The following is an 11885-nucleotide window of genomic DNA, read 5'->3' as shown; positions in this document are numbered from 1 at the left end:
TGGCACTTTTTTTGCAACACACCAAATTTAGTGCTTTAAAAAACCTGGTCCTTATTCTTCGTAAGTAGCTTGCCATTTTAGGCGCATCTGTTGAGCCTCTGAGAAGTGTTCGACTATACTCGTATCATGATCTACGATCAACCTGCGTAGCTCTTGTAAAGCCGCTATATACTTATCCAGACCACGACTTAAGGCATCTCGATTGGTTAAACAAATATCACGATACATCTCGGGACTTCCAGCGGCCAGACGGGTAGCATCGCGAAAGCCACTGGCTGCCAGTAGCGACGCATCTCGCCAGGAAGAGCTCTCTCCAGCCATCTCCATGAGCGCTACCGAGGCTAGAAAGGGTAGATGGCTGACAGTCGCCACCTGGCCATCATGTTCAGCCGGCTCCAGAAAACGTATGCGGGCACCTAACACTTCCGCCAGCGCCACTACTTTATTGATGGCACCTGAGCGCGTGCGAACCGTGGGTGTTAGGCAGTAGACACGATTACGAAAGAGGTCTGCATCTGCGGCTTCAACGCCAGTTACTTCTTTACCAGCCATGGGGTGGCCTCCCACAAACGCCACAGTTTCGGGTAGAAACTCCTCCGCCCAGCTAATTACCTGTGCCTTGGTGCTTGCCACATCGGTGATCACAGTCCCAGGCGTTAATACAGGACCAAGGGCTTGCAGTAACGCCCGAATCGCGCCAACAGGGGTCGCTAAAATGACAAGATCTGCCCCTCGCACGGTATCCTCTAGCGATTCATAAGCCGCATCTATGGCTCCTACTCTGCGAGCCTGCTGGCAGACACCCTTTCCCAGGTCATAACCAGCCACCTCTTGCGCGGCTTTAGATCGACGCAAAGCCAGGCCAATAGACCCTCCTATCAGGCCCAGACCCACAATTGCCACACGACTAAACATAGCATCGCCTCTTCCCAAATTAAGATATGAAAAAGCACAAGCCGGTATGCCTGAAAGCATACCGACATGTACAGATTGCTAGCTCATGATGTTATTAGAAAGCGCTAGAAGTAGACAAGGTCCTCCAGCCACTCCTCACCACCCGGACCAAGTACCGAAGCCAGGAGAGAAGTTACTTCATCACTAAGCCACACATCACGCTCCACGCGATATAAAGCCAGAAAACGCGGAAGAATGGCTGCCGGGTATTTTTGCAACAGGTCAATGGCCATCTGCTCTAACAGGAGTTGATAGCATAGATAGTCCTCAGGCGAGGTATCCTCATACCAATCAAAGCCGCGCACCGTATTGGGGGTTTTGCCGTCAGGCTCTACCTCAAAAATATCATCATATTCTGCGAACAGATCTGTATTGATAACCCCTTTTTCACCATCCAGCGTCTGCGAGAGCCAGAGGGCACCAAACTTGATTTGCCATTCATCGGCCCAGAGGGGATTATCTTCCGGCCAGGGGCGTGGATCGTTCTCGAGAAAGGCCAGGACAAGGGCGTGATAGAGCATGAAAGAAAACTTTGCAGGCGTTACCTCGCCAAAGATCAAGTCCACTTCAGCTGGTACGACAATTGTAGGAGGAGATGTCACATCCGTCCAATAAGGATGTGGCATACCCACCTCTTCCATCTCATCATGCGGAGCTATCTGAAAATCCTCGGGCGCCAGGAGGAGAATCTCAAGCTCCGGGCGCTTCTGACCAAACAATTGTTCTAATTGCTCAGTTGCCCTGGTCAGAATTTGAAATACCTGCTTAGCCCGAGTCTCGTCACCGGCAGGATAATATACCGGTACAGACTCGGACAGGGTCATATATTTTTCATAGGGAAAGAGCATTGACTCGCTCATACTGTCCCTTCTTCTCTTGTATTTTTGCTTACGCTTCTTTTGCCTCATCTAAGGCTGTCAGCGGATCTTTTTCCCCCTGGGTGCTCTCACTCCTGGCCTCCGCAAGCAACTCATCCGAGGTCTTCTCCTTACGAAAACGGAGGTAGGCAGTTTTGTAGATCTGCTGCAACCGGCTCGGGCTCAGACGCTTCCCATTTTCATAGTACTCCAGCGCAACCTCGCCAATTGACCATGTAGCCGCGCCAGCAATCGCGCCAGCCACAAAATCACCCCCAAAGGGTACGAGCTTGGCCGCCTGCTCAGCTAGGTAACGGAACGCCAGGCCGCCTACCATGGTTGTGATAAGTTCACGAGCGTGCTTGATGGCCTCGGTATTATCCATTGGCTCACCATATAATGCCGCCAGGCGAAGCACCAGGCGCGCCTGCGTGCCAAGGAGGATTGGAATATCCACAAAAGGAATTGGCTCAATGCCTGCCGCCAGGCTCACCAGGGTAGCGTTACGGATAATGCGTTGCGCGGCCTGGCGTCGATAGGCTGGCAACTCGCGACCAATGGCGAGCGCGGCCTCTGGGCTGGCATCAATAATAGCTGGAATAAGCTCTTCAGCCACATTTCTACCATTCTTGGCAGAAATGGGAATAATGCCTGGGGAACCTAGCAAGACTGCCATCTCTGTTGCAATCTGATCACCCTTCTCACCGCCACGCAAGGTATCAACTTTGTTGACGGCAATGATAGTTGGCTTTTCGAGCTTGCGGATACTGTTGTACAGCTCACGATCCTCAGCCTGCAATCCCCTGGCTGCATCAAGCAAGAATACTACCACACTTGCCTGCTCCATGCCACTCTCCATGACATCTGGTAAGTGTCCAGGAGTGTCAATCAGCGTAAAGGGACCAAAGTCTGTACGCACGAGAGTACGCGTGGTCCCTACCTGGGCGGAAACGGGCGAGAGCGTCTGTCCCTTCATCTGATTGAAGAGTGTGCTCTTGCCTGTGTTCGGCATACCCACAATCGCAACCGTATTGCTTAATCCCTGTATTACATCCTGCTGGGCCTGATTCCAGTTGATGGCCTTCATTAAGCCCTGGACCATGCCGATATTCGCGGGAAGATTCTTGAGTGCGCTAATGCCCAGGTCCTTAATGGATCCCGGACGATTACTCTGACGCCAGACACTGTCGGTCAGCTTCTTCCCCAGATCTTTACGCTGTTTCTCATCGCCTGCTGAATATTTCGGCTTTGCCACGCTCATTCTTCCTTCCCTGATATGGTCGCGCAAAAAACGCTTCGCCCATCAGTATAAGTTCAGGCATGTGCCAACACATGCTTGTGATTATAACGATTAGCAATTACAATTCGTCCAATCCGTCAAGAGCAAACGGTATCTATTACACGGATAGCTCACGCTTGTTGGAGACGAGCCTATCGCACTTGCTTACCTACTACGAGAGAATATCAAATAAAAATTTACAGAACTTCAATGGACTTTATTAAGCAATGATCAAAAGTAGGTATTTACCTCTTCTAATCAGTATAGCTAGGCAAAAGCCAGGACACAAATATATACGTATAGCCGTTTGAGCAGGTTAAATCTTAGTTGGTTAACATGAAACAAATCCAGAGAAGACGCATTCGCAAAATCAAGAGTTCAACAAACACTACAAGTTTTTACGCCTATGAGCGTAGTGAATCGGAAGGTAATGCTTGACGTCTAGCTCCTTTTTCTGACATAATCGAAACATAAACTCTTACATTCATCTTGCATATTTTTTGTAAATGAGAGGCACCATAATGCGAGATACCCCCTTGTGCAATGAACAAACAGAGCAGGAATATCATGCTGGCTTCTCGCGTGTCATGTGGTTCGCAGAACAGGCCAAACTTCAGGGTTGGAAGCTCAGCGACCGCCAGATTGTGCATGAAATCATGCAACGTGAGCGCGCTGCACAGATCCGTGAAAAAAGCTCTCTACCTATCGTAGGGCGCGAGGTCCACTCTGCCGCCTGGAACCGTGGACAGGCGGATGCATTGCGGGTGTTGCTTCGCTCACAACGAGAACACTATGGAAAAGGTCTTTAGTTAGATCCTTTTTTCTTCATTCTTAAAGCACTTGTAAGGACTTGACAATTCATCAACATGTTTGTAATAATCGGCTTCAATATCGAAGCCGTTTTTTTGTGGGAAACCACTCTTTATTATCGACAAGATACAAGTGTCTCTACAGCAATCTGGTTAAGCTGTTGGCTTGACTTCTCGCGCCTGCGGCGCTCGCTTTATTGTACCGTGTGGTGCAGTTTGACAGCCAATAGCTGTCAAACTGCACCACACGGTACAATAAGATTAAAAGGGTAGCAAGCTATACACTCACATGAGTTAGCCAGAAAAAGGTACGATGCGTTTTATGGAACAGACAGTTATCCCAACATATGCAGGGCCAGAGCCTGGCTCGCCGACGCAGGTACACGCGATTATCGCTGAATTGCGCCGGCTCTATCCAGAGGCGATGTGCTCGCTCAATTTTTCTAATCCGCTTGAGCTGATGGTAGCAACGCAGCTCTCCGCCCAATGCACAGATGAACGCGTCAACATTGTTACCGCTAGGCTCTTCAAGAAATATCGCAGCATTGAGGATTACGCCAGCGCCAACCAGGAGGAGCTTGAACAGGATATTCGCTCAACAGGCTTCTATCGCAATAAAGCACGCAATCTTCGCTCGGCCTGCCAACGAATTCTAAGCGAGTACCATGGCGAGGTACCTCGCACTATGGAGGGATTATTGAGCTTAGCGGGGGTGGCACGTAAAACGGCCAATGTGGTACTGGGGAATGCCTTTGGGATCGTAGAGGGCTTTGTGGTTGATACGCATGTAGGTCGCCTCTCGCGCCGCCTGGGCTGGACCCGGCAGACCAATCCGGTAAAAGTAGAACAAGAGCTCATGCGCATCATTCCTCAGCAGGACTGGCTGGACCTCTCGCACCTGCTGATCTTTCATGGACGCGCTATTTGTGATGCCCGCAAGCCACTTTGCACACAATGTACCCTGGCCATGCTCTGCCCTTCAGCATCCCTACCCACAAAAAGCACAGACAGCCAGTCAGGCCTAGAGGATAGGATATAAAAGCTATATACGCACAATGAGTGCACCTGGCAGCACCTGGGCCTCAAACGTAGAGGCACGCAGGGTCTCGCCATCACACTGCATATTGGCTGGCAACGCACTACTCACTCGCACCGATTTGGCCCGATAGAATTTGACTTCTGGCTCACTACTATGTTCACCTCTTTGAAGCACTGGTAACAGCTTGAGTGCACGCAGCAACGGAGTATATGAGAAGGCGCAGACATCAAAATAACCATCGCGGTAGTCGGCTTGCGGGTTCACACGAAAGCCTGCGCCATAGGCTGGACCATTGGAGACCGCCAGCAGGACAAATTGTTGTTTCTCGGGAACAATCTCAACCCCATCAATACTAAAGGTCAACCAGGGACAGTGCCGGTAGCCAAGGAGGAGCTGCTTCAAGGCAGCAGTATAGTAGAGGCGGGCACCGCTCATCAGAGGATATTTCTTGAGCTGCCCCACAGCCACGGCGATGTCCGCGTCCAGGCCAACACTAAAGGCGTTGATAAAATAATGGCCGTTGACGATGCCCGCATCAACCTCAACCGGGCTTCCATGCAAGGCACGCTCCAGAGCGGCCTCTGGCTCACGGGGCAGTTGAAGTGTATTGTAGGCATAATCGTTTCCTGATCCAGCGGGAACGATCCCGAGGGGGACGCGACTCCCCGAAGATAAAATACCATTGACGACTTCGTTGAGCGTACCGTCCCCTCCAACCATCACAATCACTTGCCCAGATTGCGCCGCCTGCTTCGCCAGCTCTTGCGCCTCTCCAGGTAGACGTGTTTCGATATACTCCAGATCATGCCGTTGACCATAGCTCGCGATCAAGGAGCGATGCAGCGCCATATTTCCACGGTTAGCGGCTGGGTTAAGAATGATGAGAGGTGGCTGAGAGGTATCCGGTTTCTCCAAGTATATTATCGTCCTTGTGTCGGTCAGGCATACACGCTGCTATATTTTCGCTCGATTGTAGCATATTCTCTATAGCTCCACAAATCATCAGGGCATAGAGAGCAAGTGCTCTCTATGCCCTGCAAAACTGCACAATAGCTATTCAGGCAATGGCCCCATATAGCGTAGCCAGATCTCATACGCAAGTTCTCGCGCGTTCGCCTCAACTCCATATGGCGCGAAAAAGGTGCATACGCGCTCAATGTCGCGTTGCAGCAGTTCCAGAACCGCCGGGCTATGGCGTGGATCAACGGCCTGGGCAAAATCGATAATGATCACCTTCCCTTCCCAGTAGAGAACGTTGTACTCCGAGAGGTCGCCATGTACCCGGTTGCATGAAAACATCAACTCTATATCGGTAAGAATCTGTGTGAAGAGTGGCCTGGCCTCTTCAGGTTCCAGTGTCACTTCACGCAAGAGCGGAGCCTGGCGCTCACGATCACCCAGGTACTCCATCAGGACGGCATTACCAATGTGCGAGAGAGGCTTTGGTGTATGGACGCCTGCTTCATAGAGCCGCATCTGCGTCTCATACTCATAGCTAATCCATGAAGAGACCTGTAAGGCACGCGCCTTGGTATTCTTACGCGACATGACTCGCTTAGCCCGGGAATTGCTCATCGCCTTTTTATGCTCATCAACCACCACACGACTCTGGCGATAGACAGCATCATTGCGCAGGCTTCTAAACATACGCGGGCGATACACCTTCGCCGCCAGCACATCATATCCACTAGAAGGGTGAGCAACGCAGCAGAAGACAGATGCCTCCTTCCCGCTTTTGGCGATATAGAGCACATCAGAGATCAAGTCCTCTTCATAGAACTGCGAGAGCGAGGATTGAATCCAGGGGCCATCGCGCTGTGAAGAGAGCATCGTCGGGTTAAATTCCTTGGATGCGCTGGCATCTGCAGCCTGCTCCTTCAGCCAGAGTTGGACATCTTTATTGCTTTCATAGCTCGTCTTACGCGTGGGCTTGGGCTGGTGCCTGGTGCGATACTTATTTTTCATCTTGACGAATGAAGAGCTACCCTCTTCAAAATCGAACTCATCGTTGTTCTCGTACACACATACTCCTTGTGGATATGTCTATAAGAAGTCCTGCAATATAATGAACGGCAGGAAGAAAAGGGGTGGGAGTATCCAGCAGCAGGATGCAGGTATGAAAACACCGTGGAGAGGGCATAGTTCGCCCCAAGTGTTTGTCTGCAAGGAATACGAGTATTGGCTTCAGGGAAGGGTGAAATTCGCCCTCTTAAACCACAAATTCAACCTGCTCTATAGCATAACGAGGTGGGAACCATAGAACATCTACGCTGTGGTTTGAGAGCCATAGGAGAGACAGCCATGCATACCAACATAACTGTATAAAAGAAGGGGTGCGGAGGCTATTCATGAAGAAGCCATGCACACACGACCAAAAGTGATCCTATGCTTTTTTCAGCGCGCAACAGGTATTAGTTAAACGATTGCCACCTTGCTGCTGGAAACTGAGAAGAGAATTACTTGCGCCATATGTACACCTCCGAGAAAATGAAGTATGAGATCATTTTACCATAAGACCATTATAGACGCAAGCAAAATTTGCCATTTTATCAGGGCCTCTCGAAAGTCCTCTATCCTCTTCTGTCTCTGCTCGCAAGCTCGCCTCTTGTAGTATGGGCGTGTGGCATGTGCAAAAGCACATGCCACACGCCCATACATACTACCCTTGAGTGCCGCAGGCGCGAAAGCAGATACGGCAAAGAAAAATAAAAAAACCTGACCAATTCCATTTGCCGCTGGGCAAGAGAAAAGCATAAGATAGGGGAAGGAGAATATACAAGCGTTCAGCAAATAGTTCGTTCCAAAGGAGGAGACGTATGGCTCTCAAGGTAGGTGTAATCGTTCCACAGGGGTGGCGCATGGATCTAGTCGGCATCGCGGATCCCGTTGAGGCATATGAAACCATGACGCGCGTTGCCCAGGAGGCTGAGGCGCTAGGCTTTGATTCCATCTGGCTCTTTGACCATTTTCACACCGTTCCAACTCCCACGCAAGAGCCAACCTTTGAATGCTGGACCAGCACAGCGGCCCTGGCGCGTGATACGAAGCGCGTTCGTATCGGACAGATGGTCTCCTGCAATAGCTATCGCAATCCCGCCCTCCTGGCGAAGATGGCGAGCACCGTCGATGTCCTGAGCCATGGACGCCTGGACTTTGGCATTGGCGCGGGCTGGTATGAGCATGAGTACAATGCCTATGGCTATCCCTTCCCTGATGGACCAACGCGCCTACGCCAGCTTCGTGACGCGGTGCGCATTATCAAAAGCATGTGGACAGATGAAGAAGCCGTATTTGAGGGAAAATTTCACCAGGTTCGCGGAGCCATCAATCAGCCCAAGGGAGCTCAAAAGCCTCATATTCCTTTGTTGATCGGCGGCGGTGGCGAAAAAGTCACGCTCAAGCTCGTCGCGCAATACGCCGACGCCTGCAACATTGGACACCTGGATAATGAAGGGTTGGCCCGAAAGTTCGCGATCATCAAAGATCACTGTGAAGAGGTGGGGCGCGACTACAATGAAATTCGCCGCACTGTTCTCTTCAACTGTGCCATTGCTGAAACTGACGAGGAAGCGCTCGCCAAATCTGAGTACTACAAACGCAACATTCCCTCGGGACGTTTACGTGAGCAGGCTCTTGTAGGCACTCCTGATGCCATCAGTAAGCGCCTGGCCGAGATTGAGCAGGCTGGGGCCCAGGAATTGATCATCTTCCTGCAAGACGCCGCTCAACTCACTTCGCTCCGCCTCTTCGCCCAGGAATGCCTACCAAAGTAATTGTAGGACAAGCAGAAGAGAAAATATACTGTAGCTTATGGCTGGTTCACTGCACGCGTCGAGAACCAGCCATAAGTATGTTCAATCTATCATAAAAAGCGATGGCTAGCGCCCTATCTTGGGGCGGTACTGAATGGCCTCAGCGATATGGGTCGCGCTAATGATGTCACTGCCAGCCAGGTCAGCGATACTGCGCGCCAGTTTTAAAACGCGGTGATAGGCGCGAGCCGAGAGATGCAACTGCTGCATCGCTGCTTTAATCAAGCGCTCAGCCGCCTCATCATGTTCGCAAAAGGCACGCACCTCGGCTGGTCCCATCTCCGCGTTACAGGTAAAACTTGAACCTGCGAAGCGCCTCAATTGACGCTCGCGTGCTTCCTGGACACGTGCACGAATGACAGCAGAGGATTCCACACTGCGCTTCTCAGAGAGCTTCTCGTAGTCGACGCGTGGCACCTCAACATGAATATCAATGCGATCCAATAGGGGACCGCTCATGCGCTTCTGATAGCGCGCAATTGCCGTCGGCGAACAGACGCACTCTTTGATAGGGTCACTGAAGAATCCGCAGGGACACGGGTTCATAGCTGCAATCAACATAAAGTTGGCGGGATAGGTGATGGTACCTTGGGCGCGCGAGATGGTTACCACTTTATCTTCCAGGGGCTGGCGAAGCACCTCCAGAACATTCTGGCCAAATTCGGGCAGTTCATCAAGGAAGAGCACACCACGATGTGCCAGGCTGATCTCGCCCGGGCGTGGAAGACGACCACCACCTACAAGACCTGCGTGGCTCACGGTATGATGGGGAGAACGAAAGGGACGTTGTAGCACCAGGGGCATATCTGAGGGCAGCATACCACTCACGCTATAGATGCGCGTGACATCGAGGGCCTCTTCAGTCGTCATTCGGGGCAGGATAGAAGGGACAGAACGCGCAAGGAGCGTCTTTCCCGATCCTGGAGGGCCACTTAGCAGGATATTGTGTCCGCCACTGGCTGCGACCTCCAGCGCGCGCTTGACATGCTCCTGCCCACGTACGGCGGCCATGTCCTGTGCATACTCGACATCGTTTGCCTGTCTGAGCAAAGAGATATCATAGGCATAGGGTTCGATAAGCTTCTGCCCATTGAGATGAGCAATCACTTGCGCTAGTTTCTCAACCGGATAGACGGTGATATTCTCGACTAATGCGGCCTCTTTTGCGTCTACAGCGGGCACAAAGACCGCTTGAATATTCTTTTCGCGCGCCAGGGCAACCATGGGCAGAATCCCATTCGTGTGGCGAACCGTTCCATCAAGCGAGAGTTCTCCCAGGAACAAATAGGGGGATAAATCGCCATTCCCACTCACAGGATCAATTTGCCCGTTCGCATACAGGATCGAGATCGCGATGGGGAGATCAAACGAGGGGCCTTCTTTGCGGAGATCCGCCGGGGCGAGGTTGACCACCAGACGCTTCATAGGAAACATATACCCGCTATTTTTGATCGCGGAACGCACCCTCTCCCTGGCCTCATTTACCGCCGCATCCGGCAGACCCACAATCAAGAAAGCCGTCAGCCCATTGGAGACATCCACTTCGACTTCAATCAATGCACCATCCAGACCAACAACCGAACAACTTCGAGCCATCGCCAGCATAAAACACATCCTTCCTCAACATACACATCTACATCCAATTATCTACGAAGCACACACAAAACACAAGCATGCCAGCAAAATAGGCTATAAAAAGTGCGACGTCGTTTTTCACATGCCATAAAAATAGGGAAGGAGAGTATACTGCTAAACAGGTGTATGCCCAGAGCAGTCCTCCTTCCCCAAGCCCCCACAAGCCAAAATAGGTGCAACTATATCACTCGACTTTGACACGTAAAAGGGAGGGCACCAGCCAGGCAATTGCCAGCGTTGCCACAATACAGGCCACACCACCACTGATAACGGAGAGTTGCGGCGAGGCGATGCCCGCGACGACACCCGACTCAAACTGCCCCAACATGGGTCCGCCAATGACAAACATGGCGTTGACCGCGCTGATACGCCCCCGAAACTCATCCGGCGTTATAAGCTGCACAATTAAGCCACGCAGAATCATACTGACCATGTCGGCCGCGCCAGCGCCAGCCAGCAAAAGCGTCGAGAGCCAGAGTGGTCCGGGAGCGAAACCAAACCCTACAATGCAGAGTCCCCAGCCCAACACCGCGACCACGACGCCTAACCCCTGCCGTAGAATACGGTTGATGATCCCCGTCAGCGGCGTCAGGGCCACCGCGCCAAGCGAGGTCGCTGCTACCAGTACGCCAAGCCCCTGCGCGCCCACATGCAAAATATCGTTGGCATAGACGGGAAGCAGGGCCTTGGGAGAGCCAAAGAACGTGGCAAAGAAATCAATCGAGAGCACGCTTAAGATAATGGGATGGGCGCGCAGGAATTGTATCCCATCGCCAAGAGCCTTCCAGCCAGATTGAGGGCGCTTCTCCACGGCCACGCGTGGAATATGCATGAGAAGCAAAGTGCCAATCACCACAAAGTACGTGGCAACATCTAGCCAATACGTAGCCACAACGCCCAGCCAGCCTATGACATAGCCGCCAAAGGCGGAACCAATGACAAAGGTAAGCTGCATCATGACCGAGTTGAGCGAGACTGCGCTGGCGATCTGTTCACGAGGCACAAGCGTTGGTACCACCGCCTGACGAGCAGGAAATTCGAAGGCTGAGACCGAGGCCGAGATGAGGACAATCACATAGACCAGGTAGACATTGATGGCCCCCGAGAGCGTAAACAGCGCCAGGAGTGTTGACATACTGGCCATACTTATTTCAATTACCAGCAGCATCTTCCGACGATCAATGATGTCAGCCAGCACACCTCCCACCAGCGAAAAGAGTAAGCGAGGAATCGCTTGTAGTAAGCCAATAATACCAAGTGCAATCGCGGAGTGCGTCAACAGATACACCTGCCAGGAAACAGCCACAATCTGCATCTGTGTGCCCGCAGCGGAGATAAGTTGTCCCCAAAACAGTAAGGCATAGTTACGATTGCGTAGCACACTCCAATGACTGGGGGGCTTTGAAGGGGGTAAAGCAACACCGCGGGTCGTTATCTCAGCTTCTACAGCGACCCGCGCCAGCGGTTCCTGATATCCATCCTTTTTCATGCATCAATCCC

Annotated in this window: 10 protein-coding genes; 3 read left to right on the top strand and 7 right to left on the bottom strand. The window is 51.8% G+C overall.

Going from position 1 to position 11885, the window contains the following annotated elements:
* Window positions 1-51: 51 nt before the first annotated feature.
* From JMJ16_RS31190 to JMJ16_RS31180, 3 genes are all read right to left on the bottom strand, one after another.
* Window positions 52-915, bottom strand: a complete 864-nt coding sequence (locus JMJ16_RS31190; protein WP_201387945.1) for a prephenate dehydrogenase — start codon at window positions 913-915, stop codon at window positions 52-54.
* 104 nt (window positions 916-1019) lie between these two features.
* The gene (locus tag JMJ16_RS31185; protein WP_201387943.1) at window positions 1020-1814 is read right to left on the bottom strand and encodes a hypothetical protein; all 795 of its coding nucleotides are present in this window, start codon (window positions 1812-1814) and stop codon (window positions 1020-1022) included.
* A 28-nt stretch (window positions 1815-1842) separates the two neighbouring features.
* A complete protein-coding gene (locus JMJ16_RS31180) occupies window positions 1843-3066 on the bottom strand; it encodes a GTP-binding protein (protein ID WP_201387942.1) in 1224 nt (407 codons plus the stop codon).
* A gap of 545 nt (window positions 3067-3611) precedes the next feature.
* Between JMJ16_RS31180 and JMJ16_RS31175 the strand changes: the two genes are divergently transcribed.
* Window positions 3612-3899 carry a hypothetical protein gene (locus JMJ16_RS31175; RefSeq protein ID WP_007904990.1) on the top strand — a complete coding sequence of 96 codons (288 nt, stop codon included), beginning with the start codon at window positions 3612-3614 and terminating at the stop codon, window positions 3897-3899.
* A gap of 322 nt (window positions 3900-4221) precedes the next feature.
* Window positions 4222-4938, top strand: a complete 717-nt coding sequence (nth, locus tag JMJ16_RS31170) for an endonuclease III (RefSeq protein WP_201387940.1) — start codon at window positions 4222-4224, stop codon at window positions 4936-4938.
* A gap of 3 nt (window positions 4939-4941) precedes the next feature.
* On the opposite strand, the gene JMJ16_RS31165 is transcribed toward nth, so the two are convergent.
* Window positions 4942-5853 (bottom strand): diacylglycerol kinase family protein, encoded by a 912-nt coding sequence (locus JMJ16_RS31165; RefSeq protein ID WP_201387938.1) that lies wholly within the window; start codon window positions 5851-5853, stop codon window positions 4942-4944.
* A 138-nt stretch (window positions 5854-5991) separates the two neighbouring features.
* A complete protein-coding gene (locus JMJ16_RS31160; RefSeq protein ID WP_201387936.1) occupies window positions 5992-6960 on the bottom strand; it encodes an RIO1 family regulatory kinase/ATPase in 969 nt (322 codons plus the stop codon).
* 794 nt (window positions 6961-7754) lie between these two features.
* On the opposite strand from JMJ16_RS31160, the gene JMJ16_RS31155 reads away from it, so the two are divergent.
* Window positions 7755-8711: an LLM class F420-dependent oxidoreductase gene (locus tag JMJ16_RS31155; RefSeq protein WP_201387935.1), complete on the top strand. Its 957-nt coding sequence runs from the start codon at window positions 7755-7757 to the stop codon at window positions 8709-8711.
* 105 nt (window positions 8712-8816) lie between these two features.
* On the opposite strand, the gene JMJ16_RS31150 is transcribed toward JMJ16_RS31155, so the two are convergent.
* Window positions 8817-10355 (bottom strand): YifB family Mg chelatase-like AAA ATPase, encoded by a 1539-nt coding sequence (locus tag JMJ16_RS31150; protein WP_201387934.1) that lies wholly within the window; start codon window positions 10353-10355, stop codon window positions 8817-8819.
* 214 nt (window positions 10356-10569) lie between these two features.
* Entirely contained in the window at window positions 10570-11874 is a 1305-nt protein-coding gene (locus JMJ16_RS31145; RefSeq protein ID WP_201387933.1) for an MFS transporter, read from the bottom strand.
* Window positions 11875-11885 lie beyond the last annotated feature (11 nt).

The organism is Ktedonobacter sp. SOSP1-52 (assembly GCF_016587395.1).
Note: the sequence above shows the minus strand (reverse complement) of the source record. Positions and strands in the feature narration are given on the sequence as shown.